Genomic DNA, 23,834 nt, shown 5'->3' with positions numbered 1-23,834 from the left:
CGCGAGCCTTACGGGTTCGTCGTCGACAGCGTGAACGTCAGCGTCTTCGAGTACGTGCCCGTGCGCAGGGCGTCGTTGGCGTTGATCTTCTGCGAGAACTGCAGCTGGACCTCGTCGTTGGAGATCGGCGCCGAGTACTGCAGGAGGTTCAGCACCGAGCCCACGTTGTTGTAGGCCGTGCCGGTGTTGGTCGCGTTGCGCGCCCGCGCCTGCAGCGGCTCGGTGAGCTTGAACGCGCCGTTGACCAGGAAGCCCGGGTTCGGGCCCGCGTCGGACACGCTCAGCAGCGCGTCACCGGCCGTCGAGATCACGGTCGCCTTCGTGCTGGCCTCGTACGTCCTCGGGACGCCCGGAGTGAACGTGCCGAAGTTCGCCGGCGTGCCCAACGACAGCCCGAGCGTCGCCGGGACCGTGCCGCCGACGTTGCCGTCCTCGGACGTCGACGTCCGCAGGTAGGGCTGCTGCGTCTGCACGTTCAGCCGCTGCGACTGCAGGACGTTCTTCGTCGTGGCCAGGTCGGCCGCCGTCAGGTCGGTCGTCGGCGTCAGCGCGAGCGAGTCGAAGCCGCGCGAGAGCTCGGACGCGTAGATCGTGCCGTTGTACCAGTACGTCGACCACCAGCCGCCGAACACGAGCGTGGTCGCGCTGATCGGGCCGCGGTCGTAGTAGCCGATCTCCTTCGGCGCCGCCGCGTTGGTGAAGTCCACCATCGAGGCGCCCGCCTGATACCAGGCCTGGACGAAGACGTGGCGGCCTTCGACCGGCACGATCGACGGGATGTGGCTGACGCAGTTCTCAGTGACGGTCTGCGCCGCCGGCATCTTGTAGTAGCTGCGGAACACGAGCTTGCGATTGACGATCTCGTAGATCGCGTTGCCGCCCCAGCTCAGCTGGTCGGTCGCGCGGCAGCGCGGGTTCGTGCCGCCACCCCACTCGTCGGTGAAGACGACGTAGCGGCCGTCGTTGGAGAACGTCGCGCCGTGCCAGTAGGCGAACAGCGGGTCGGCCACGGCATCGATCCGGCGCGGGTTGGCCGGGTCGCTGATGTCCAGCAGCAGGCCGTTGCCCTCGCACGCGCCGGCCGCGATGTCCTGGGACTCGAAGACCGTGATGTCGTGGCAGGAGTTCGTGTCCGGCACGGGCTGCCAGTTGCCGGTCGGGCCCGTCGCGCCGGTCTGGCAACCGCCACCCGGAGCGTTCGGCGACGTCGCGGTGCACGGGTGGTTCTGCGTCTGCGGCAGGTTCTGCAGCCCGTTCAGCGCCCCGGTCTGCTCGTTCTTGAAGACTCGCGGCTCGTTGACGATCGCCGCGGCCGTCGGGTTCGCCAACGGCACCTTGATGACCTCGATGCGCCACTGCGACGGGTTCGCGTTGGTCGCCGGGCCGGCGTCACACGTGGCGATGTCGTCGGTCTGGCCGACCGTGCCGGAGGTGCCGGACACGTAGATGTAGACCGAGCTCGGATCGCCCTTGCCTTCGACCAGCGTGTGCGTGTGCGAGCCCCGGCACGTCTGCACGCCGCCCTTGTTCTGCGGGTTGTTGATGTCGGAGATGTCGAAGATGCGGACGCCGCGGAAGCGGTTCGCCGACGTCGTCGGGCCGTTCTCCTCCGAGGCGAGCTTGCAGTCCTTGCGGGCGCGCGTCTCCTCGACGGAGACGAACAGCAGGTTCCCGTAGACCGACAGGTCACCCTGGCCGCCCGGGCACACGGCCGCGGTCTTCAGGACCGGTGCCGACGGGTTGGAGATGTCGAAGATCTGGAAGCCGTTCCAGCCGCCGACGAACGCGTAGTTGCCTTGGAAGGCCATGTCGGAGTTGAAGAACGCGACCTCGCCGGGCGTACCCCAGCCGGCCGGCTTCGGGCGGTTGGCGAGCAGCTCGATGCCCCGCTTCGCCACCCCGGCGTTGTCGAAGCCCGCGGACAGGCCGACGCGTGGGTCGGTCGTGCTCGGCAGCTGCGCCGAGGCCGATGCCGCGAGCGCACCGGAGCACACCACCGCCCCCGCTACCAACGCCAGTCGAACACGCGCCCCGAGTCCCGACATACGCCACTCCTCTCCGCCTCAACAGATGAGAGAAACCCTCAGTGGAGGACCATAAACAGTGAGAGCCGGGTGAGCAACCGGGCAACCGGAGCGCTGGCGACGACGTGGGCGGCGGGCCCGCCCGAAGGCAGGCCCGCCGCGCTCGAACCTACGGGTTCGTCGTCGAGAGCGTGAAGGTCAAGGTCTTCGAGTACGTGCCCGTTCGGAGCGCGTCGCCGGCCTTGATCTCCTGCGCGAACTGGAGCTGGACCTCATCGTTGGAGATGGGGCCGCTGTAGGTCAGGAGGTTCAGGCCCGACCCGAGGTTGTTGTACGCCGTGCCGGTGTTGGCCGCGTTGCGAGCGCGGACCTGCAGCGGCTGCGGCAGCGAGAACGCGCCGTTGACCAGGTGGCCGGTGGCGGTGCTCGACGGATCGGCGACGCTCAGGAGCGCGTCACCGGCGGTGGAGATGATCGTGGCCTTCGTGGAGGCCTCGTAGACCTTCGGCAGGCCCGGCGTGAACGCGCCGAACGAGGCCGGCACGCCCAGCGACAGCGACAGCGTGGCCGGGACGTTGCCGCCCACCGGGGCGGTGACCGGCGGCGCCTGCCACTTGATCATGTCCTGGCTCTGCGGGTTCACGCGTGGGCTCTTCTGCAGCCCCTCGGCGATCGCGATCTCCTCGGCCGACAGGTCGGCCGTCGGCGTGAGCTTGAACGTGTCAAGACCGCGCGCGATCTCCGTTCCGTAGATGCGGCCGTTGTACCAGTACGTCGACCAGAAGCCGCCGGACGACGGGTTGCCCGCCGCGTTGACCGGACCGCGGTCGAAGAAGCCGATTTCCTTCGGCTTGCTCAGGTCGGTCCAGTCGATCAGCGACGCGCCGCCCTGGTACCACGCCTGGATCATCAGGTTGCGCGTCGGGTGCGGGACGAGATTGCCGACGTGCGAGACGCAGTTCTCGGCGTTCGTCTGCGCCACCGGCAGCTTGTAGTAGCTGCGGAACACGAGCTTCTTGTTGACGATCTCGTAGATCGCGTCCGCGCCCCAGCTCAGCTGGTCGGCAGCACGGCAGCGAGCGTAGTTGCCGCCGCCCCACTCGTCCGTGAACAGCACGGCCTTGCCGTCGTTGGAGAACGTCGCGCCATGCCAGTAGGCGAACAGCGGGTCGGCCACCGCGTCGATGCGCTTCGGCGCGGCCGGGTTGGAGATGTCGATCAGGATGCCGTTGCCCTCGCAGGCGCCGGCCGCGAGGTCGATCTCCTCGTAGACCGTGATGTCGTGGCACGCATCCGTGATCGGCTGCGGCGACCACGAGGCGCCACCGGGGTTCGGGTTGCCGTTCACGTTGCCCGAGCAGGCGGGCGTCGCGGACGCGCACGGGTGCTGAGGCGTCGGGACGGTGTTCTGCAGACCGTCCATGCGGCCGGTCGCCTCGTCCTTGAAGAGGCGCGGCTGGTCGACGATCGCGGCCTGCGAGGCGTCCGCCAGCGGGACCTTGATGACGTCGATCCGCCAGTAGGAGCTGTTCGGGTTGGTCGGATCGGCACCGGCGCAGCCCTCGAGCTGAGCGGCGCTGGCGAGGCCGGACGTCTCGGACACGTAGATGTACACGTTGTCCTTGTCGTTCTTCGGCCGCACGAGCGTGTGCGTGTGCGAACCGCGGCACGTCTCCACACCGCCCGCGTTCTGCGGGTTGGCGGGGTTGGAGATGTCGAAGATGCGAATGCCGCGGAACCGCTCGCTGTCAGGCGTGGCGGCCGTCGCGCGTCCGCAGCTCTTCGTCGACGGGCCGGACTCGACCGAGACGAACAACCACTTGCCGTAGACCGAGACGTCGTTCTGGCTGCCCGGGCAGGACATCGCCGTGACGAGCTTCGGGTCCGCCGGGTCGGCGATGTTGTAGATGTTGATGCCTTCGAAGTTGCCGACGAACGCGTAGTCGCCCTGGAAGGCGGCGTCCGAGGTGACGCCGGCGACGTTCGCGGGCTTCGGCCGGTTCGCGAGCAGCTGCAGGCCCTTGGCGGCCTGCCCGGCGCTGTTGTCGGCGCCGGGCGCGAGCCCGATGCGCGGGTCACCCGAGGTGACGGGGTACTGCTGGGCGGACGCCGTGGCGGCGGTGGCGCCGGCCAGGACGACCGCGCCTAAGGCGGCTCCGAGCAGCTTTCGCGAGGCCCGACGTGCAGATCGGGCCGACGTCGCGTCATGCGACATAGGTATGGAAACCCCCTCCATAACGGTGTGTGCTCCCGCGGACCGCGGGCCCTCAGACCGGAAAATATCCTCATCGAGGGGTCAAGTGCAACTCATCTCGTTCTCAACCTGTCCCCATGGCGTTACATTGGCGCAATGAGGTCAGGGTTGACACTGGTGGCGATTGCCGCCGTTCTGGTGGGTTGTGGCGGCTCCAAGCAGGACGATCCAGCGGCCCCCGACGCGGCGGCCCCGGCGGAGCAGACGGCGACCGCCGACCCGAACGTCAACTACGTCCAGCCGGGCGCCCCCGGCGAGCCGTCCCGCAAGGCCACACCGGTGCCGACGCCCAAGGGCGGCGGCTTCGTCCCCGCGGACGTCGAGTTCATGCAGAAGATGATCGCCCACCATGACCAGGCGCTGGTCATGACGGCGCTCGTCCCCCGCCAGGGCTCGAACACCAGCGTGCGGCTGATGGCGAAGCGCATGGAGGTCTCCCAGACCGACGAGGTCGAGTTCATGAAGCGCTGGCTCAAGGCCCGCAACTTCGGCACCGAGCCCGACCACGCGGGCCACTCCGGGATGCCGGGCATGCTCACCGACGAGCAGCTGGCCGAGCTGAAGGCCGCGAAGGGCAAGCGGTTCGACCAGCTGTTTCTGCGGTACATGACCCAGCACCACCAGGGCGCGCTCGTGATGGTGCAGGAGCTGATCAGCGAAGGCGGGGCCAGCGAGTCAGAGATCAACCAGTTCGTCGGGCACGTGGACTCCGATCAGAGCATCGAGATCGGGCGCATGGCCGAGCTGTCGAAGAAGCTCTGAGTGCCGCGGTGGCAAGAAGCTGGGGTCGACGGGACCTCGATCGACGCCGCGGTCCCGTCGCCCGTCAGCGCGCTACGGGATCGCCGTGGCGCAGCTCCAGCTCGCGCAGGTCTGTGACCAGCGCAGCTCACTGTCGGTGACGTAGTCGGCCACGCGGCGGCCGGTCCGCATGCCGTTCACCGCGTCCATGCGCCAGTGCACGCCGAGGAAGATCCGGCTGTCCGCGTTCTCCTGGGCCGCCTCGTGGAAGCTGTCGAAGTCGCGGGTCACGAACACGCCGGTGTTCGAGCCGAGCCCGCCGATCTCAGAGTGCGGATCCTCGGTCGTGAGCGTCAGCGGGAACGGATCGTCGTGGGCGGGCGCGCGGAACTCGGCCTCCATCGTCTGCGCCCACGCCGCGCCGAAGGTCGCGTGTCCCGAGACCCACGCGGGGAAGCACGGCGAGAAGTTCACCCCGGAGCGGTTGGCCGACAGCGGCTGCCAGAGGTCGTCCTCGGACGTCGACCCGTTGCCGTCGGTGTCCGCTTCGTGGATGCCCGTGATCGGGCGCCAAAGGTCGATGGGCGTCAGGTACTTCTCGTCCCAGGCGGCGATGCCCGCGTCGGCCATGGCGAGCGACACCGAGGCGAACAGGCGCGCCACCCGTATGCCCTGCTGCGACCACTGCGTGAAGAACTCGGTCGGGGTGCCCGACGCGTCGGCCGCCGGCTGGGACTCGGCGACGAGCCGCGTATGGGCGAGCAGCTGCCCGGGCGGCTTGTAGGTGCGGTCGAGGTCGTTGGCCCAGAACCAGGCGAGCTCGGTCTGGTCACTGTTGCGCGACGAGCCGGTCGCGGCCCCATAGTCCTTGACCTCCTGGAACTGCGTGGCGTATGTTGAGCTTGCGAGTAGATTCGCGTAGGTGAGGTGCCCGGCCGGGAGCGACTCGCGGAACTGGGAGCCGCTGTACAGCGCGAACGGCGTCACGAGCCCCCAACCCGGAGTCGCCGGCGCCACGCAGGCAGCATCGGTCGACCGCCACGCTCCCGGCGTGTTGACGGGTGTGTAAGGCATCGCATCGTCGGACCCGTCCTCATCCCGGTCAGCCAGCGTCTGCGCGGCGACGTACGCGCCGAGCTCTTCCGCGTCGGCGTCCGGCGTCGCGGAGACCAGCTCGTCGAAGCCTTCCTCGACGATGTCGACGACGTCGGGATCGCTGTAGAGGCCGAGCAGGACGGCGCGCGCCGCGATCCCGGCCGCGTCGTCGGCGTCGGTGGTCGGCGGCGTCTCCGCGAGCGTCCGGTACGACGCCCAGCCGCACAGCTCGTCCGTCGGCGTGCCGGTCGCCTCGTCCTCGAGCTTGGCGAAGAACACCGAGTTGAACGTGTCGAAGATGGCGACGTTCATCATCGCCCCGGCGCGGCTGAGCGGCGTCGGCGCCCCACCGACCTCGCGATACACGTCCAGCAGCACCTCGTTCCAGGCGTAGACCGCATCGGCCGACGCGCCTTGGGCGGCGGCGAATGGGTCGGACGGGCACGGCAGCGTGTACTCGATCTCGAGCCGTGGGATCTCGCTGGGGCTGAACACGCTCTCGCCCCAGAAGTTCGTGATCTGGCGGTTCGTCGGCTCCGGATCGACCACTGCGACCCCGTAGTTCGGCGCGCTGCTCGTCGCCCACGCCCGTACCGTGCGTGTCACGTCCCACTCCCAGGAGCCGAAAGCCGTGTCGGCGCTGTTGGCTAGGTCGGGGTCGATGACGACGTTCTCGTCCGGTGCCGCGTAGTCGGTCACGCTCGTACCGGGCTGGAGGCCGTTCGGCCAGGCGTTGACACCGTCGTAGTCGTCCCAGGTGACGTCGTCGGTCCAGTCGTGCGTCATCTGATGCACGCCGATCGAGGCCTGCCACGTGTAGGGCTCCTCGTACGGTGCCCAGCCGTTTCCTTCGACGTTGAGCACGAGCTTGGCCGATGTCACGGTCGCACCGCTCGGAAGGTTCCCGGCGACGTCGAACTTGAGCAGCCCGAGCGCGTACTGGTTCAGCGTCGGCGGGTCGGTGTAGTTGCCGACGGCGAAGTACACGGAGTCGCAGTTTTGTCCGCCACCGCTGTCGAAGACGTTGCAGATCTCGTCCGGTTCGATGCTGACCGTGTCGGCCGCGGCGACCGCGGGCCAGACGGCCAACGCCGCCGCGGTCACGGCAACCGCCCATCGCGTGGACTTTCGGGTACGACCAAGCATGCGGCACCCTCCGATCATCGTGGATCCCCATACGGGGTCGTCGCGACCATTCCAGGACCACACGCGTGGGCAATCTTGTTTGTTGAGAGCCCGCTCCGGGAACCGGATGGCCAGCTTCTGGTACGTGCGACCGCTTACATTTTGATGAGTGCTGACTGAGCGCGCGCTCGAAGCGGTTCACTCCTTATTCACAGTTCGTAGAGAGGGCCCCACTTGCTGTCACGCGTTGCGACGTTCGCCGTACTGACCCTCGGGGCCATCGGCCTCGCGCCCGCCACCGCCTCCGCGCAGTGCCCGGAAGGCGCCCAGTGCGGGAAGTTGACGGTCCCGCTCGACCACAAGGGCGCCGCGCCCGGCACGGTCGACCTGACGTACGGGACGCTGAAGGCCACCGGCACCCGCAGCGGCACCCTCGTGCTGCTCACGGGCGGTCCCGGCCAGGCCGCTCTGCCGATCCTGAATGACTTCGCCGAGCTGATCGAGCCGCTGCGCTCGAGCTACGACATCGTCGCCGTCGACCAGCGCGGGACCGGCGGCTCGGGCGCCGTCGACTGCGAGGTCGAGGAGGCTGAGGACGTCGCCGCGTGCGCGACCAAGCTCGGCGACAAGCGCGCCTTCTGGACGACCTCGCAGACCGCGCACGACCTCGAGCGGCTGCGGATCGCGCTCGGTGTCGACAAGCTCACGCTGTTCGGCGTCTCCTACGGCGCGCAGGTCGCGCAGGAGTACGTGCGCCGCTACCCGGCGCAGACCGCGGCGGTCGTGCTCGACTCCCCCACGCCGGTCGACGGGCTCGACGGGGTCGACGAGCTGCGCACGTTCGGTGCCCCGCGCGTGCTGCGTGAGGTCTGCTATCCGGGCGTCTGCCACGAGACCGTGCAGGCCCCCGCCGACGCGCTCGAGGCCGCGGTCGAGCGGCTCGGCGACGGCGCGCTGCGCGGCCCGCTCGTCTCCCCCAGCGGGCGCGTGACGACGGCCCGGATCACGCAGGCCTCGCTCTACAGCTTGATCGCGGCGAGCGACACGTCGCCGCTGCTGCGCGCCGGCCTGCCGGCCGCCATCGCCTCGCTCGCCGCCGGCGACGCGGCGCCGCTCATCCACCTCGTGTCGGTCACGCTCGGCGAGGACGGCGGCGGGGGCTCCGGGAGCGCGATCTCGCGCCTGCTGGCCACGTCGTGCGTCGAGGCGCGGCTGCCGTGGGCGCCGGACTCGCCGGTCGCCATTCGCGCCGACGCGCTGAAGGCGTTCGTCGCCGCGCGCACCGAGGCCTTCGCGCCGTTCGACCCGGAGGTCGTGCTCGACTCCTCGCTCGCCGGGTTGTGCGCCACGTGGCCGCCCACCCCGAAGCCCGAGGGCGTCCCCTACGCCGGGCCCGACGTGCCGGTGCTGATCATCGCCGGCCGCCAGGACCTGCGCACGCCGCTGGAGAGCGCGCGCCGCACGCTCGGCCAGTACCCGAACGGGAAGCTGCTCGCCGTGCGGTCGGCCGGGCACTCGGTGCTGTCGACCGACTTCACCGGCTGCGCCGCCACGGGCATGGTCGCCTTCCTGCGTGGAGAGGCCGTGCAGCAGTGCTCCCAGCTCGAGTCGCGTGACCAGGCGGCGCTGCCCGCCGGTCCGTTCATCCCCGCTTCGCTCTCGGCGCTGCGCGCCACCGGCACGTCGGGCAAGGCCGGGCAGACGTTCAGCGCGGTGCGCGTGACGCTCACCGGCATCGCGTTCGACACCGCCGGCGTGGACACCGACAAGTCCTTCCGGCTGCCCGGCCTGCGGGCGGGGTACGTCACCGGCAAGGGCTCGTCGCTCACGCTCCACGGGGTCGAGTGGGTGAGCGGCGTGAAGGTCTCCGGCACGCTGCGCGGCGCGTCCGGGACGCTGACCGTGAGCGGCTCTCAGGCCGCGGCGGGCACGGTGCGCTTCACGCGTTCGAGCGCGACCGGCACGCTGGGCGGGAAGCCGTTCACGGTGCGAGGGAGCTGAACTCGGACGGATCGAAGGTCTTCGTGCGCTCCTGGTACTCGCGCATGTAACCCGGCCAGTTGGTGACGATGCGGCCGGACGCGTCGCGATACCAGGAGTCGCAGCGCGTCCAGGCCGTGCCGTGGAAGCGCTGCTGGAGGTCGCGGTCGGAGGCGGCCGCGACCTCCGGCCGGACCTCGAGCACGCCGTGCTGGAGCGCCTGGCGGATGTAGCTCGCCTGGGCCTCGAGGTAGATCAGGATCGACCCGCCGCTCGTGTTCGTGTTCGGCCCGTACATCAGGTACAGCGACGGGAAGCCGGGGACCGTGATGCCCAGGTGCGCGAACGGGCCGTCTGCCCAGGCGTCGCGCAGCATGCGGCCGCGGGCGGTGATCTCGAGCGGGAACATGAAGTCGGTGGCCTTGAAGCCGGTCGCGTAGATGATGCAGTCGACCTCGTGGCCGTTGACGGCGTGCTCGGTGACCGTCGGCGGCTCCGTGACGAGCGTGACGTTCTCGCGCGCGAGGGCCGGCAGGAAGTGGCTGCTGAACAGCACGCGCTTGCAGCCGAACGTGTAGTCGGGCCAGATGCGCTTGCGGAGCTGCGGGTGGTTGCGCAGCTGCCAGCGCATGAACAGGGCCGACCTGGCGTGGCCGAGGCGGCCGAGCGTGCGCGGGTGGCGGATCATCGCGGTGAGCGATTCGCCGTAGTGGAAGACGAACGTGCGCCGGTAGGCCTGCAGGCCCGGGACGCGGCGGATGAGCGCCCTGACCGCACGCGGGTACGGGTGGTTCTTGCGCGGCATGAACCAGTTGCCCGTTCTCTGGAAGACGACGAGCTGCTTTGCCGCGCGCGCGATCTCCGGCACGAACTGGACGGCGCTCGCGCCCGTGCCGATGACCGCGACGCGCTTACCGGTGAGGTCGTACTCGTGGTCCCACTCGGCGGAGTGGAAGACGTGGCCCTGGAATCGGTCGGCGCCCGGGAGGCGCGGGGTGTGCGTGCGGTGCAGCTGGCCGGTGGCGACGATCAGCGCGTCGGCCTGCCAGGTCCGGCCGTCCGTCGCGGTGAGCGTCCAGTGGTCGGTGTGGTCGGCGTGGGTGATCTCGACGTTCGGGGTGACGAGCCCGTCGATCCCGTGCTCAGCGGCGACGGCGCGGATGTAGGCGAGGATCTCGTCGCGCGGCGAGCACAGGCGCGGCCACGTGCGCCGCTGCGCGTACGAGTACGAGTACAGGTGGCTCGGGACGTCGCACGCGGCGCCCGGGTAGTCGTTCAGCAGCCACGTCCCGCCGAGGCCGTCGGCGCGGTCCAGAATCGTGATGTCGTGCAGGCCGTGGCGGCGCAGCTCGATCGCCGCGGCGATGCCACCGAACCCGGCGCCGATGATGACCACGCGCATAGGCCGGATATCCGTACCAGGTTCCGCCCCGCGCGAGAGTACGCTCGCGGTGCTGGTCTTCTCCCACCGTCCAGGGGGTGTCACTCGCATGGCCACGACGCTGTCGAAGCCGCAGCACATCGATCCCGCGCGCGTGCAGGAGTTGACGCAGCGCGAACGGGCGAGGTTGCGCGCGCGGACCGCGCGGTCGGGTGAGTACTTCGCGCGCGCGTCCGCCGTCATGCCGGGTGGCGTGCCCTCGCAGTTTCAGTCGGCCGAGCCGTGGCCGGTGTACCTGGAGCGCGGGGCCGGAGCGAAGGTGTGGGACGTCGACGGCAACGAGTACCGCGACTTCCACAACGGCTTCGGCGTGATGTGCGTCGGGCACGCGAACCCGGTGATCGCCGCCGCCGTGTCGGCGCGGATGGCGCTGGGGACGCACTTCGCCGCGCCGACCGAGGGCTCGATCGTCGTGGCCGAGGAGCTGCGCCGGCGCTGGGGGCTCCCCGCGTGGCGCTTCACGAACTCCGGCACCGAGTCGACCATGGACGCCATCCACCTCGCGCGCGGCTCGACGGGGCGCGACGTGATCATCAAGATCGAGGGCACCTACCACGGGCACCACGACGCCGTGATGGTGTCCGTCAAGCCGCCGCCGGAGCGCATGGGCCCGCGCTCGGCGCCCGCCTCCGTGCCCTACGGCGACGGCTTCGCGCCCGGCACCGCGGCGGCCACGCGGGTGGTGCCGTTCAACGACGCGGCGGCTTTGGAAGCCGCGTTGGGCGAAGACGTGGCCGGCGTGATCATGGAGCCGGCGATGATGAACGTGAACATCGTCCCGCCGGTCGAGGGCTACCTCGAGCGCGTGCGCGAGCTGTGCTCGGCCGCCGGCGCCGTGCTGATCTTCGACGAGGTCAAGACGGGCGCGGCCGTGGCGCCCGGCGGCGCCACCGAGCTCTACGGCGTGAAGCCCGACGTCGTCTGCCTGGCCAAGGCGATCTGCGGCGGTCTCCCGGGCGGCGCGATCGGCATGACGTCCGCGCTCGGCGAGCTCGTCGCCGCCGGCCGCGTCAAGCAGCAGGGCACCTTCAACGGCAACCCGCTGACGATGGCCGCGGCCGCCGTGACGTTGCTCGACGTGCTGACCGACGACGCCTACGCGCGCCTGCACGCGCTGAACGCGAAGCTGATGGCCGAGTGCGAGCGGGTGATCGCGGCCTACGAGCTGCCCGCGCACACGGTCGGCATGGGCTCCAAGGGCTGCGTCGTCATGTCCACCGAGCCCGTCCTCGAGTACCGCGACTACCTCACCAAGATCCACCACGAGCTCACCGACCTCGCCTGGCTCTTCCACATGAACCACGGCATCTTCATGACGCCCGGCCAGGACGAGGAGTGGACGCTGTCGGTCCTGCACACCGAAGCGGACCTGCAGGCCTACGTCGACGCCTTCGAGGCCTTCGCGCGGGAGGTCACCGACTAGGCTGCGCGGCTTGAGCCAGCCCGAGCGGACCCAGAGCGCGCGACTGCTGCGCTGGCGGCTGCGCTCCGGGCACACACCCGGGCCGGACACGGTCATCGTCGTCCGGCAGGCGATCGAGTCGGCACTGGCCGACCCCGAGCTGTGGCGGATCCGCACCGAGGACGAGATTCTCGCGCGGTACGCGAAGGCCGGGTTCGAGGTGCAGTCGCTCGAGGACGTGCGCACGACCGTGTCGCAGGCCACGGCGGACAAGCTGGCGCTCGTCGGTGCACGCCCCGTCGCGTTGCCCAGGCAGTTCATCAACCGCCGGAAGTTCCGCGGACGCCTCGCCGACGAGATCGAGCAGCTGCTGAGCGAGGCGTGCACGCCGCTCGTGCACAACGCGGCGGTCTACGGGTACCGCGCCGACCGGGCGTCGGCCATCCCGGTCCTGGCCGCGGCGCTCGATCCGGCCGCCGACGACCTGGAGTCGCTCGCGCTCGGGCTCGCCCGCGCGAAGGACGGAGCCGGCCCATTCACGGGCATGCGCCCGCTGTACGGCGACTTCAACGCCTGGTACCTGAGCCGCGTGTCGCGCACGTCGCGCTCGACGTTCCGCGAGCGCTTCGCGCGCGACCGCGCCTAGAGCTCCGGACCGTCCATCCAGCGCTGGAGACGGTTCGCGATCCACCAGATCACGCAGACGATCAGCACGAGCACCGCGACGACGAACACGGTGTCGGCCATCGGAGAGCGATCGCCTGGGCAGTCGACGTTGAAGCACGGACCGCCGAGGACCAGGTCGTCGAGCAGCAGCGCCGCGACCGCGAGCCACGCCACCGCGTACTTCGTCCGTTCCCACGCGATGGACTTCACGACGCGATCATCGCGTGGGAACGGGGCGTGTCAACTACAACGCGACGATTGCGACGATGAACAGTGCCCAAATGGCCAGGGCGACCCACCCGAGAACGACGCCGGCGGTGGCCAGGCCGCGACCGCTGAGGCTTCCGCCCGAGCCGTCGATCTCACGCTTGGCGCCGCCACCGAGCACGATCGCGAGGACGGACGGGATCAGCGGGATCAGCACGAGTCCCACGAGGCCGAGGACGAATGCGGCGGTGGCCTTGCCGGGCGTCCGCGGAGCGGACTGCGACTGCGTCACTTCTCCATAGGTGCTCATGCTGCACCGAATACCCGACGATCGGCCCCCTCAGTCAGGGTTTCGCATGCGGGCGGGCCGAGCAGAACGAAAGGCCCCGCGCCGGTTGGGCGCGGGGCTTCGGGGCTTCAGTGCGGGACGAGCGAGAGCATGTAGCGGGAGGCGGCGACGCTCGCGTCCTCGGGCGTGTGGCCCTGCTGGCGGGCGGTGATGTAGGCCGCGTACCAGTCCCACCAGTGGTGCGGCGGGGAGCTCTTCTCGTAGGGGTCGTGGTGCTCGGCGGTCTCCTGGAGCAGGGCCGCAAGTTCGGCGGTGTCCATGATCAGCGGCCCGGGAGGCGGGTCTTGATCTCCTGCAGGAGCCAGCCGTTGCCGTCGGGGTCGCTGAAGGACGCCCAGGAGCTGTAGGACTGGTTCTCGGGGTCGCGGCCGGGCTCACGGGCGTCCTGGCCGGCGAGGTCGAAGCCGCTCGCGCCGTGGAAGACCTCGGAGACGTCGATGCCGCGGGAGACGAGCTCGGCGCGGGCCGCGTCGACGTCGTCGACGGCGAGCGTGAGCGCGGAGACCGAACCAGGCTCGGCGTTGGTGACGCCCTTGCCGAACAGGACCGAGGCGGGCGAGCCGGGCGGGGTCATGTGGACGACGCGGAAGTCCGGGCGGATCTTGAAGTCGACGTCCTCGCGCCAGCCGAGGGAGCCGTAGAACTGCTTGGCGCGGTCGACGTCGGACACCGGGATGGCGATGACCTCGAGGCGGAACTCGCCCGTGGTGGGCAGGGCGCTGGCGGGGTTGATCTGCGTGGCGGTCATGGTGAGCTCCTTCGTGCGGGGCGGGGTGTTTCGATGGATCAACGATCCCGCGAACCGGCTTCCTTCGCGCCCGGGTAAGTCCCTGGTCTGCCTCCCGGTAGCTTCCCGGGCACGAGCGAATCCCAGGGAGGGCGAGATGGACTACGACGTGATCGTGATGGGCGGCGGATCACCGGGCGAGCACGCCGCGGGTGCGCTGGCGGAGGGCGGCCTGAAAGTGGCGGTGGTCGAGCGTGAGCTGGTCGGCGGCGAGTGCTCGTACTACGCGTGCATCCCGTCCAAGACGCTGCTGCGCCCGGGTGAGGCGGTGCACGGCGCGCGCGACGCGCTGGCCACGGCCGAGGTCGACGTCGAGGCCGCCCTGGGCTGGCGCGACTTCATGGTCTCCGACTACTCCGACGCGGGCCAGGAGAAATGGCTCGCCGACAACGGCATCGCCCTGATCCGCGGCGCCGGCAAGCTCGCGGGCCCCGGTGCCGTCGAGGTCGAGGGCCGCACCTACACCGCCCAGAACGTCGTCCTCGCCAACGGCGCCGACCCGATCATCCCGCCGATCCCCGGCCTCAGAGACCTCGACGGCGTCTGGACCAACCGCGAGGCGACCGGCATGAAGGCCGTGCCGCGCCGGCTGCTCGTCATGGGCGGCGGCCCGGTCGGCACCGAGATGGCGCAGGCCGTGCGCCGGCTCGGCGGCGAGGTCGTGCTGATCGAGCGCTCGGAGCACCTGCTCGGCCGCGAGCCCAAGGCCCTCGGCGAGGCGCTCGCCAAGCCGCTCGCCGACGACGGGATCGAGCTCGTCCTCGGCGTCGGCGTGGCGGCGGCGAGCCGCGACGGCGACGACTACGTCCTCACGCTCGACGACGGTCGCGAGCTGCGCGGCGACAAGCTGCTCGTCGCGACCGGCCGGCGCCCGCGCACGGAGGGCATCGGGCTGGAGACGGTCGGCATCGAGCCCAGTCCGAAGGGCGTCCCGACCGACGCGCACCTGCGGGTGCAGGACCGGCTGTGGGCGATCGGCGACGTCACGGGCATCTTCCCGCTCACCCACGTCGGCAAGTACCAGGGCCGGATCGTCGCCGCGAACATCCTGGGCGAGCCGCGCGAGGCGCACTACGAGGCCGTCCCGCGCGTGACCTACACCGACCCGCAGGCCGCCGCGGTCGGCGCGACCGAGGCAGAGTACAGCGCGACCTACAAGCTCCCCGACGTGGCCAAGACCGCCGCCTACACGCGCAACTACGAGGACTCCACCGGCTATCTGACTCTCCTCAGCGACGGCGAGCACATCACCGGCGCGCACGCCCTCGGGCCGGAGGCGGGCGAATGGCTCCAGCAGGCCACGCTCGCGATCCGCGCGCGGGTCCCGCTCGACGTGCTGCTCGACACGATCCAGCCGTTCCCGACGTTCAGCGAGATCTACCTGTGGACGCTGAAGGCGCTGGTCCAGGAGATCGGTCACACAACGACCTGACTCTTTAGCTAACCCTACGTAAGCGCCTGTAAAAACAGCTCGACGGGTCTGTCCGGCGCGCGCGGTCATGAACTGGACGCGCGCGACCGATACCCCCCCGTAAGGGGGACGCCGCATGACTGAAGGGGCGGCAGCTGCCCGAATCACATAAGCGACCGCCGACCTGACCAAGGCTCCCCAATGTCCTCCTTCCTGCGCCGACTGCTGTTCGCCGTCACCCGCCCGTTCCGGGCGGTCGTGGCCTGGCTCCGCCCCCGCCCGGGCGTCGCCATCACGCTCACGCTCGTCGCGCTCCTCGCCGGCACCGCCACGCTCGCGGCGGTCGTCGGTGGAGGCTCCACCGCCCGCCAGCCGTACAAGGCGTCGAAGCAGGACGAGTTCACCTACTCGGACCTGCGCACCGCGATCAAGGACAAGACGGTCAAGGAGGCGACGCTCAAGCCGGCCGAGCTGAAGGCGGAGATCGAGCTCAAGGACGGCGCCAAGCACGCCGTCGGCTACGCCCCGACCGACGAGACGCTCTACGCCGACCTCGACGCCGCGGGCGCGGAAGTCGACATCGACACCAGCTTCGCCAAGCGCGGCTTCCCGTGGAGCGCGCTGATCTTCATCTTCGGCCTGTTCGCGGTGATCGGCCTGATCATCTACATGCAGCGCCAGCAGGCCAAGGCCCAGAGCGGCGCGCACGACCAGCACACCAAGAAGGCCAAGGCCCAGGGCGAGCTGCCCGCGGTGCGCTTCAGCGACGTCGCGGGCTGCGACGAGGCCGTGCACGAGGCCGCCGAGCTGGTCGAGTTCCTCAAGGCGCCCGAGGCCTACCGCCGGCTCGGCGCGAAGATGCCCTCCGGCCTGATGCTCTACGGCCCTCCCGGCACCGGCAAGACGCTGCTCGCCAAGGCCGTCGCGGGTGAGGCAGGCGCGGCGTTCTTCGCAATGTCCGGCTCGGACTTCGTCGAGATGTACGTCGGCGTCGGCGCCGGCCGGGTGCGCGACCTGTTCGCCAAGGCCCGCGCGGGCACCCCGGCGATCATCTTCATCGACGAGGTCGACGCCATCGGCGCCAAGCGCGGCGGCGGCGCGGACGGTGGCCAGTCCAACCGCGAGGCCGACCAGACGCTCAACCAGCTGCTCGTCGAGATGGACGGCTTCAGCGGCAACGAGCGCGTGCTCGTGATCGCGGCCACCAACCGCCTCGACACGCTCGACCCCGCGCTGCTGCGCCCCGGTCGCTTCTCCCGCCACATCCACGTCGGCGCGCCGTCCGAGGAGGGCCGCCTGTCGATCCTGAACGTGCACGCCAAGGGCAAGCCGCTCGCCGACGACGTCGACCTCCCGCAGCTCGCGAAGGTCACGGCGGGCTCGAGCGGTGCCGAGCTGGCCGAGATGCTCAACGAGGGCGCGATCATGGCCGCCCGCGCCGAGCGCGCCGTCATCACGCACGAGGATCTGTTCGAGGGCTTCCTGCGCGTCGTCGCCGGGCCGCGCAAGGCGTCCGCGATGCTCGCCGCGGGTGAGCGCGAGGCCGTCGCGTACCACGAGGCCGGCCACGTCCTCACCGCCGAGCTGTGCCCGACCGTCGACAAGACCCTGCACGCGACGATCAACCCGCGTGGCCAGGCCGCGGGCTTCGCGGTGGTGGGTCGAAGCGACCGCGCGCTGCACACCGCGCAGCACATCCACGAGCAGCTGATCTACATCCTCGGCGGCCGCGCCGCCGAGCACGTCATCTACGGCACGGTGTCCTCGGGCGCCGCGAACGACCTCGAGAAGGCGAACCAGATCGCCCGCGCCGCGGTCGAGCAGTACGGGTTGAGCGCCGCCGTCGGCCAGGTCGTCGGCATGCGCTCTGACCACGCAATGGCGACCGCCGACAGCGAGGTCCGCCGGATCGTCGAAGAGGCCTACCGCGACTCGATCGCGCTGGTCGAGGAGCACCGCGAGCAGCTCGAGCGGCTGTCGCAGGCGCTGCTGGCCGCGGGCGACATCGACCACCTCGAGATCGCCGCCGCGATGGAGGGCTCCACGCCCGCCGCGCGCCGCCCGAACCTGCAGCCGCTCCCGGACCCGATCCCGGAGCCGGTGGCCGAGGAGCCGGAGCCCGAGCGCAAGCCGGCGGGCAAGCTCTGGGTCCCGGGTCCGTCCGACGTGGGCGCGGCGATCGCGGCCTTCCGCGCCGAGCGCCACAAGCGCGCGTTGGGCTGATCACCGCAGGTCCACGCGCACCGTCCCGACCTTGTCGTCGTTCAACCCGACGACGCGACGCGCGTCGGGGCGCCGCTCCTGGCTGTAGCCGACCTTGAGCTGCAGCCGCCCGCGGCAGCGGTAGGGGAAGAACAGCTCGGAGCTGACGACCTCGCCCGCGGCCACGTCCTTGGCGATCGCGCCGAACGTGGTTCCCGACGAGCAGTGCTTGCCGCGCTTGACGAGCTTGGCCTCGAACGTGTACTGCGAGCGCGAGTCGCCGGCCCGGCGGGCGCGGAAGCTGAACGTGACGCGGCGCTGCTTGTCGGCGCCCTTGACGCCGACCGGCTCGCGGCCGACGCGGACGCGGATCGGCGTGGCCAGCTCCTCCCGCGTCGCCGGGGTGAGCTCCGGCGTGACGTAGCCCTTGACCGGGCACGCCCGCGCGCCGCCGATCCGCCGCGGGTTGGGGATCATGCACGTGCTGCCGTCGCGGTACTCGACGCTGCGCAGCCCGCTCCCCGGCGACACGCCGGGTGACCAGTAGCCGATCTGCCGGCGGTCCGGCTCGGTCGGCTTGACCACGAGGTACGCGCCCTCGGGTCCGCTCACGCGCTGGCGCACGACCTTCCCGTCGGCGTCCTTGTAGGTGACCGCGGTGGCCTCGGGGCCGAGCAGGCCGTAGAAGACGTTGCGCAGCGAGCTGCGCTCGCACATCGGCGTCTGCTTGTACGCGCTCTGCGGGTTGCAGCCGGTGAGGTCACCGCTCGCGGGCAGGCCGATGTGGCTGATGGCGATGAACGCGTTCCCCGCGGCGTCCGCGAGCTGGCAGTCGGTCTTCTGGATGATCTCGGCGCCGCGCTCGTGGAACTTGCCGTCGTCGTCGAACGCGAAGTCCTGGCCGAGCACGCCGAGCTTGCCCTCGTGGACGCGGCCGAGCTGGACGCAGCCGAGGCCGCGCGAGGTCTTCACCACGCGCAGCCCCCACGGCGGACCGCCGGCGGGGTCGGCCGTGCGCGGCGGCAGCAGCTTGCCCGCGCCGACGATCACGCCGAGCCCCTGCTTGGGGTCGAGCTGCAGGCCGGGCGGGTTGCGGACCGGCTCGCCCTGCAGCAGCTGCGTCGTGGCGGCGACGGCGACGGTCCCGACGCACAGCGGGAGCAGGACGAACAGCGCGCCCGGCCGCCACCAGCGGCGCCGCGGACGCACGTCGCCCGCCTCGGTCGCCACGCGCTCGATCTCCCGTCCCAGCTCGTCCAGGACCCTCATGGCCGCTCACCCTCCCATCGCACTTCCAATGACGCCGCGAGCGCGCGCAGCCCGCGGGACACGCGCGCCCGTGCCGTCGCCTCGCTCACGCCCAGCGAGGACGCGACCTCGGGGTACGGCCGCTCCTCGACGACCCGCAGGCGCAGCGCCTCACGCTGATCACCGCCGAGCCGCTCCAGCTCCTCGGCCAGCGCGGCCCGCAGCGGCGCCATCCCCATCCGCCGCTCGATCTCCTCGGCCTCGCCCTCCAGCAGCTGCGGCGTCTGGATGCCGAGCGCCTCCCGCGCACGCCGGTCGAGGACGCCCTTCTTCAGGTAGCGGGCGACCTGCCGCTGGGCGATCGTCAGCAGCCACGCGCGCGCCTCCGGCTCCGTCGTCCCGCGGAAGCCGCGACGCCCACGGAACGCCTGCGCGAACGTCTCCGCGCACAGGTCGACCGCGGTCTCGGCGTCGAGCACGCGCCGCGCGCAGAAGCGCAGCACGAGCTCGGACTCGCGCCGGTAGAGCGCGACGAACCCGTTCGACGTGGTGATCTCCTCCATGCACCCCCAGAGTGGCCACGTCTCACGAATCTGTGACGATGGAGCGGTGAGGCGCGACCATTGGCAGCGCGAGATCGCGCGGCTGGACCCCGCGGTCGACTTCGCCCCACGCATGAGTTCGCGATCTACCCGGACGGCTACCGCGTCGAGGAGCTCGGCACCTTCCCGCCGGCGCGTCAGCCCGACATGACCGCGAACAGGTCCGACGCGGGCTGAACGTCGTCGCCACCGGCGACGACGAACCGGTAGACACCCGGCACGAGCGCGCCGAACGTGATCTCCCGCCAGTCGGCGTCAGAGGCGGGGATCGGGGTGCTTGCGATCGGCGTGCCGTCGTCCGCGCTCTGGATGACGCCGACGGCGGGGCGCGAGCGATCGGAAAGCTGCGCGTGGAGGACGACGGGCTCGCCGGCGAGGTAGACATCGTCGACGTCGAGCGACACGGTCACCGGTGCGCCGGCGCGGAAGCGGTACTGGCGCGCCTCCGTGAGCAGCGTTCTCACGAAGCGCAGGACGTGGTCGGCGTTCTGAAGTGAGGCGTGTGCAGTCGCGGCGGGGAACTCCTGCTTGAGGTCACTCAGCTCGATCGGGACGGCCGAGACCGCGGGCACCGTGCCGTCGCCGTCGAGGGCCTCACCGTTCCATGTCCGCAGCATCTCCAGCCCGCCGGCGCGCAGGACGGCGGACTGCAACGTCGGCTGTTCGACCCCGACGATCGGCCGGATCAGGTACCCGTCGCGTTGGTAGTCGTCGTCGCGGCGGTTCGCTTCGACCGCGCGTTCAATCTCGCGGTGGAACGCGTCGGCGGCACGGACGCGCTCAGCGTCGAGGTGGTCGAGCGTCACGTCCTGGAGCCGGTGCAACTCGCCGTCGCCGGTGTCCAGGCACGGATAGATCGGCAGCAGCTGGTACACGGACGTGCACGAGCGCACGACCTCCGTCAGCTCCAGGAACGGGAGCTTCGGCATCCCGTTGACGAGCGCGTTGAGCGCCTTGACCGAGCCGCGGTACGGCGTCCCGAACGTCACCAGCGCGCGCGTGTCCCGCCAGCCTCCGAGCACCTCGAGGAAGTAGCGGGCGACGAGCCCGCCCATCGAGTGCGCGATCAGCACGAGCCGCGCGCCGGGTGCCTGCTCGCGGCGGCGGCGCAGCCACTCCGCCGACTCCCGCTGCAGCCGGCGCGCATGCACCCGGTTGTCGCGCCGCCAGTCGTAGGGGAACTCGAAGTAGTTCTCCCCGGGAACGAGGTCGAACTCGCGCCGCAACGTGGCGGCGACCTTGCCGTAGCCGTCGATCTTCCACAGGCCGGGGACCAACGTCGCATCGGGCGCGAGGCGCGTCGCGCGGACGTGGTCGCCGAGATCGTCCACGTCGACCGGATCCTCCCCCAGGATCAGCTCGGACAGGCTCTTGCCGCGGGATGTGAGCGCCCGCCAACCCGCGCCCGCCGACAACGCGAACACGTCCCGGTCGCCGCGCTGGAGGACGCTGCCGGTGATGCCCGGCAGCAGCACGACGATGTCGGCGACGGGGCGCTTCACCAGCCGTACGCGGTTGCCGAGATCCAGGTCCACGGCTCGTGCGCGCCCGCGGCGAGCAGCTCCCGCTGAGCGCCGTTGAAGGCGGCGACGGGCTCCCACTCCGCGGCTCGCCGGCGGTGGTAGCCGACGAACAGGTCCCGCGCCGGCTCGTCCGCGAGCGGCGCGATGCTGACCAGCACCGCGCGCGCACCGGCCTCGAGCGCCGCGGCGGGCAAGCCGAGCGCGTCGTCGCCCGCCAGCGTGAGCGTACCCACGGCCTGAGGTCGCCAGCCCGTGCTGCAGGCGCTCAGCACGATCTCGTCCGCGGCCAGGTGCAACTGCGCGAGCTCGGCGGCATCGAGCAGCGTACCGCCGGAGAACAGCAGGCCCGAGCGGAGGGGCTCCGAGGCATCGAGGGTCCCGTGCGCGCTCACATGGAGGACGCCGCGATCGAGGTCGCGCGCGGTAGCCAGCCGGCGGCAGGCCGCCTCGGTCGCCGCCTCGGCCGTGCAGGGCGGCGCGATCAGCCGGTGGTGGTGGATCATGGCGACGTCGGCGATCTCGGCGGCTGCGTGCTCGAGCGGCGGATAGCGCGTGAGGCCTGCGTAGTCCGGGTCCCCGATGATTGCCGCGGCGACAGGCGGCCCGAACGGGGCGTCGAGCAGCGACAGGCAGGTCAGGTTCGGCAGGACGCTCACGGCGGTGTGCTCCAGCGCGCGACGGCCGTCGGGCGCGGCGAGCCCGGCCCAGGGCAGCAGGTGCAGGACGCCGTGCGGAACGATCACGAGCGCGCCGCCGGCGAGCGCGGTGTCGAGCAGCTCGGCGGGGACCAGATCCCTCAACCCGAGCCCACGCTCCGAGGACACGTCGAAGAGCCACTCGTCCGGTGATGCGCGCCGCAGGTTGGCCGCGTACTCGGCCAGCGTGGCCTCGACCTCGGCGGTCAGGGCGTGGGATCGGACCTCCGCGACGCCGTTGCCGAGCAGGACGGCGTCGATCCGGCCGGGTCGATGCAGCAGCGTCAACGCGGTGGTGTTGCGCCGGTCCAGCCGGTCGACCGTCGCCGCCACGTCGAAGGTGGGTGGCGCGGACAAGCCGCGCCAGCGGGGGTCGGCGATCCGCATCCGCTCGATCAGCGCTGTCCGCTCGGCGAGCAGCGCGTCCCACTCCTCGCGTCGCGCGATCGTCATTGTGCCGGCCGTGTTGACCTCGAAGTCGAGCGCGTCGAGCCGCGCCGACAGCGCGTCGAAGGCCTGCTCCTCGTCCGACTGGCCGTGGCGCGCCTCGCGCGGGATGCTGAGCGTCGCCGACAGCGCGCGGGCCTTGACGAGCTCGATGAGCAGGGCGGCACCGCGGCCGTCGCGGCGTTTGACGGCGAGGTCGATGCCCGCCTCGAACATGGATCGTTTGTCACGCAGGAAGGTCGTGTCGAGGCGGTAGCCCAGGGAGGACTTGCGCAGCCGGTCGGCGGCGGCCGCGGCATCGAGCAGCGCGGCCATCGCCTCGGGCTCGCGGCGCAGGCGCTCTAGGCTTTGCCCGCGTCGCCAGCGCAGCTTCCAGGCCAGCTCGCTGTCGGGGTAGGTCTCCAGGTCCGCGATCGCCTCGTCCGCCGTGCACAGCGCCCGCTCGGGCTCGCCGCGCAGCAGCAGGGCGTCAGCCTGCACCATGCGCAGCGCCGGGCGACGCGGGCGCAGCAGCCCGTGCGTGAAGGCGCCTTCGATGCCCTCCAGCAGCGCGAGCGCGTGGTCGCCGTACCCGCGGCGCACCGCCAGCACGGCGAGATGGAAGTGCAACGAGGCGAGCAGGCCGTTCTCCTCGTGGAAGCTCCGGGTCTCCTGAAAGAGCGCTTCGGCCACGTCCAACTGACCGAGCTCACGGCGCAGCCGTGCCTCCTGAGTGGCCATCTCGAAAGCCACGATCCGCAGGCGCAACGCGTCTTCGCCCGCCTGGCTCGCGATGCCCTGCATGATCGCCCGGAACTGCTCGTCGATCCGCGTCGCAACGTCGGCTGCGGACGGCGCGCCGCCCGCGAGCCGCGGCGCCAGCGCGGCACGCACTTGGGCCAGCACGTCGACCGCCCGGTCGACGTCGCCGAGCCACTCGTAGAGGTTCGCCTGGTAGAGCGAGGTCTGCGCCGCGTCGTCGAGACGGTGCGCGGCGACGAACGCCTCCCGCGCCTCGTCGAGCGCGAGCAGCGCCGCGTTGAACTCGCCTTGCATGGCCAGGCCCATCGCCTCCGCACGTCGCATCCCCGCTCGGCCGCCCGCCGGCATGTACCGGCCCGCGAAGTGGGCGGACTCGTCGCGGAGCCCGCGCGCGCGCTCGCGATCGCCATTCGCGTCCTCGTAGTCGGCCTGCATGGCGAGGTGCTGGGCCAGCGAGCTCGCGGTGCCGACGATCGTCTCAGACGTGACGAGACCCGGCCAGCGCTCGTTGGCCGCCTCCATCCGGGCGACGAGGGCGCGGGCGTGCGTGAAGTAGTGCTCGAACGCCGGTCCCGCGTCGTGGCGTGGATCGGAGCGTTCCGCGACCGCCCGCACCATCGCCTGGTGGGTGGCCGTCTGCGCGCCGGCGATCGCAATGAGCTCGGCCATGTCGTCGTCGGCCTGCTCGACGGGCAACTCCGATGCCGCACGGTTGCGCAGGGCTGAGGCCACGGCGGCCGCGGCCGCCAGAGCGACCGGCGCCGCTGCCCGCAAGAACCGGCCCGTTCGCGCACCACGCGGTTCCATCGCACACCTCCGCTCGAGGTTCGTGGCCTGAACACGACCACTCACCGATGGTCGCATCCACGGACAGCTCGGTGGGAAAACTTCCGC

The 23,834-nt window shown here is 71.1% G+C and carries 18 protein-coding genes; 6 read left to right on the top strand and 12 right to left on the bottom strand.

Annotated elements, in window-relative coordinates; translation table 11 throughout:
* Positions 1-8: 8 nt before the first annotated feature.
* Complete coding sequence (locus OJ997_RS04635) at positions 9-2,045, bottom strand: LVIVD repeat-containing protein (RefSeq protein ID WP_270023866.1); 2,037 nt, start codon at positions 2,043-2,045, stop codon at positions 9-11.
* A 148-nt stretch (positions 2,046-2,193) separates the two neighbouring features.
* Positions 2,194-4,239, bottom strand: a complete 2,046-nt coding sequence (locus OJ997_RS04630; protein WP_270023865.1) for an LVIVD repeat-containing protein — start codon at positions 4,237-4,239, stop codon at positions 2,194-2,196.
* A gap of 156 nt (positions 4,240-4,395) precedes the next feature.
* On the opposite strand from OJ997_RS04630, the gene OJ997_RS04625 reads away from it, so the two are divergent.
* Positions 4,396-5,040, top strand: a complete 645-nt coding sequence (locus tag OJ997_RS04625) for a DUF305 domain-containing protein (protein WP_270023864.1) — start codon at positions 4,396-4,398, stop codon at positions 5,038-5,040.
* A gap of 72 nt (positions 5,041-5,112) precedes the next feature.
* Here OJ997_RS04625 and OJ997_RS04620 read toward each other — a convergent pair whose 3' ends face one another.
* Complete coding sequence (locus OJ997_RS04620) at positions 5,113-7,218, bottom strand: DNRLRE domain-containing protein (RefSeq protein ID WP_270023863.1); 2,106 nt, start codon at positions 7,216-7,218, stop codon at positions 5,113-5,115.
* Between the two features lie 255 nt (positions 7,219-7,473).
* Between OJ997_RS04620 and OJ997_RS04615 the strand changes: the two genes are divergently transcribed.
* Complete coding sequence (locus tag OJ997_RS04615; protein WP_270023861.1) at positions 7,474-9,240, top strand: alpha/beta hydrolase; 1,767 nt, start codon at positions 7,474-7,476, stop codon at positions 9,238-9,240.
* On the opposite strand, the gene OJ997_RS04610 is transcribed toward OJ997_RS04615, so the two are convergent.
* Positions 9,221-10,621 (bottom strand): flavin-containing monooxygenase, encoded by a 1,401-nt coding sequence (locus tag OJ997_RS04610; RefSeq protein WP_270023860.1) that lies wholly within the window; start codon positions 10,619-10,621, stop codon positions 9,221-9,223. The genes OJ997_RS04615 and OJ997_RS04610 overlap by 20 nt on opposite strands.
* Before the next feature lie 88 nt (positions 10,622-10,709).
* Here OJ997_RS04610 and OJ997_RS04605 point away from each other — a divergent pair, with 88 nt between their 5' ends.
* Together OJ997_RS04605 and OJ997_RS04600 are read left to right on the top strand one after the other, a co-directional pair.
* Positions 10,710-12,083 carry an aspartate aminotransferase family protein gene (locus OJ997_RS04605; protein WP_270023858.1) on the top strand — a complete coding sequence of 458 codons (1,374 nt, stop codon included), beginning with the start codon at positions 10,710-10,712 and terminating at the stop codon, positions 12,081-12,083.
* 10 nt (positions 12,084-12,093) lie between these two features.
* Positions 12,094-12,708: a hypothetical protein gene (locus tag OJ997_RS04600; protein WP_270023857.1), complete on the top strand. Its 615-nt coding sequence runs from the start codon at positions 12,094-12,096 to the stop codon at positions 12,706-12,708.
* On the opposite strand, the gene OJ997_RS04595 is transcribed toward OJ997_RS04600, so the two are convergent.
* From OJ997_RS04595 to OJ997_RS04580, 4 genes are all read right to left on the bottom strand, one after another.
* On the bottom strand, positions 12,705-12,938 hold the full coding sequence (locus tag OJ997_RS04595; protein WP_270023855.1) for a hypothetical protein: 234 nt from the start codon (positions 12,936-12,938) through the stop codon (positions 12,705-12,707). The genes OJ997_RS04600 and OJ997_RS04595 overlap by 4 nt on opposite strands.
* A 34-nt stretch (positions 12,939-12,972) precedes the next feature.
* The gene (locus OJ997_RS04590; protein ID WP_270023854.1) at positions 12,973-13,245 is read right to left on the bottom strand and encodes a DUF4190 domain-containing protein; all 273 of its coding nucleotides are present in this window, start codon (positions 13,243-13,245) and stop codon (positions 12,973-12,975) included.
* 107 nt (positions 13,246-13,352) lie between these two features.
* Positions 13,353-13,544 carry a bleomycin resistance protein gene (locus OJ997_RS04585; protein WP_270023853.1) on the bottom strand — a complete coding sequence of 64 codons (192 nt, stop codon included), beginning with the start codon at positions 13,542-13,544 and terminating at the stop codon, positions 13,353-13,355.
* Positions 13,545-13,546: 2 nt separating this feature from the next.
* The gene (locus tag OJ997_RS04580; protein WP_270023852.1) at positions 13,547-14,032 is read right to left on the bottom strand and encodes a VOC family protein; all 486 of its coding nucleotides are present in this window, start codon (positions 14,030-14,032) and stop codon (positions 13,547-13,549) included.
* A 136-nt stretch (positions 14,033-14,168) separates the two neighbouring features.
* On the opposite strand from OJ997_RS04580, the gene OJ997_RS04575 reads away from it, so the two are divergent.
* Both OJ997_RS04575 and OJ997_RS04570 read left to right on the top strand, forming a co-directional pair.
* Positions 14,169-15,503, top strand: a complete 1,335-nt coding sequence (locus tag OJ997_RS04575; protein WP_270023851.1) for a dihydrolipoyl dehydrogenase family protein — start codon at positions 14,169-14,171, stop codon at positions 15,501-15,503.
* A 180-nt stretch (positions 15,504-15,683) separates the two neighbouring features.
* Positions 15,684-17,705 carry an ATP-dependent metallopeptidase FtsH/Yme1/Tma family protein gene (locus tag OJ997_RS04570; RefSeq protein ID WP_270023849.1) on the top strand — a complete coding sequence of 674 codons (2,022 nt, stop codon included), beginning with the start codon at positions 15,684-15,686 and terminating at the stop codon, positions 17,703-17,705.
* Here the strand turns inward: OJ997_RS04570 and OJ997_RS04565 are convergent, their stop codons facing one another.
* The 4 genes from OJ997_RS04565 to OJ997_RS04550 form a co-directional block, all read right to left on the bottom strand.
* Positions 17,706-18,953, bottom strand: coding sequence for a hypothetical protein (locus OJ997_RS04565; RefSeq protein ID WP_270023848.1), 1,248 nt, complete (start codon positions 18,951-18,953; stop codon positions 17,706-17,708). It lies immediately after the preceding gene.
* The gene (locus OJ997_RS04560) at positions 18,950-19,495 is read right to left on the bottom strand and encodes an RNA polymerase sigma factor (RefSeq protein WP_270023847.1); all 546 of its coding nucleotides are present in this window, start codon (positions 19,493-19,495) and stop codon (positions 18,950-18,952) included. The genes OJ997_RS04565 and OJ997_RS04560 overlap by 4 nt, the downstream gene beginning before the upstream one ends.
* Positions 19,496-19,671: 176 nt before the next feature.
* Positions 19,672-21,036 (bottom strand): lipase/acyltransferase domain-containing protein, encoded by a 1,365-nt coding sequence (locus tag OJ997_RS04555; protein WP_270023846.1) that lies wholly within the window; start codon positions 21,034-21,036, stop codon positions 19,672-19,674.
* On the bottom strand, positions 21,033-23,714 hold the full coding sequence (locus OJ997_RS04550) for a CHAT domain-containing protein (RefSeq protein ID WP_270023845.1): 2,682 nt from the start codon (positions 23,712-23,714) through the stop codon (positions 21,033-21,035). Before OJ997_RS04550 ends, OJ997_RS04555 begins: the two co-directional genes overlap by 4 nt.
* Positions 23,715-23,834: the final 120 nt, after the last annotated feature.

The organism is Solirubrobacter phytolaccae (assembly GCF_027587195.1).
In the GTDB taxonomy this organism is placed as follows: Bacteria; Actinomycetota; Thermoleophilia; order Solirubrobacterales; family Solirubrobacteraceae; genus Solirubrobacter; species Solirubrobacter phytolaccae.
Note: the sequence above shows the minus strand (reverse complement) of the source record. Positions and strands in the feature narration are given on the sequence as shown.

Excerpts from the sequence above, each read along its gene's own strand:
- OJ997_RS04635 (WP_270023866.1), bottom strand. The coding sequence starts at position 2,045 with ATGTCGGGACTCGGGGCGCGTGTTCGACTGGCGTTGGTAGCGGGGGCG.
- OJ997_RS04630 (WP_270023865.1), bottom strand. The coding sequence starts at position 4,239 with ATGTCGCATGACGCGACGTCGGCCCGATCTGCACGTCGGGCCTCGCGA.
- OJ997_RS04610 (WP_270023860.1), bottom strand. The coding sequence starts at position 10,621 with ATGCGCGTGGTCATCATCGGCGCCGGGTTCGGTGGCATCGCCGCGGCG.
- OJ997_RS04605 (WP_270023858.1), top strand. The coding sequence starts at position 10,710 with ATGGCCACGACGCTGTCGAAGCCGCAGCACATCGATCCCGCGCGCGTG.
- OJ997_RS04590 (WP_270023854.1), bottom strand. The coding sequence starts at position 13,245 with ATGAGCACCTATGGAGAAGTGACGCAGTCGCAGTCCGCTCCGCGGACG.
- OJ997_RS04585 (WP_270023853.1), bottom strand. The coding sequence starts at position 13,544 with ATGGACACCGCCGAACTTGCGGCCCTGCTCCAGGAGACCGCCGAGCAC.
- OJ997_RS04580 (WP_270023852.1), bottom strand. The coding sequence starts at position 14,032 with ATGACCGCCACGCAGATCAACCCCGCCAGCGCCCTGCCCACCACGGGC.
- OJ997_RS04575 (WP_270023851.1), top strand. The coding sequence starts at position 14,169 with ATGGACTACGACGTGATCGTGATGGGCGGCGGATCACCGGGCGAGCAC.
- OJ997_RS04570 (WP_270023849.1), top strand. The coding sequence starts at position 15,684 with ATGTCCTCCTTCCTGCGCCGACTGCTGTTCGCCGTCACCCGCCCGTTC.
- OJ997_RS04565 (WP_270023848.1), bottom strand. The coding sequence starts at position 18,953 with ATGAGGGTCCTGGACGAGCTGGGACGGGAGATCGAGCGCGTGGCGACC.
- OJ997_RS04560 (WP_270023847.1), bottom strand. The coding sequence starts at position 19,495 with ATGGAGGAGATCACCACGTCGAACGGGTTCGTCGCGCTCTACCGGCGC.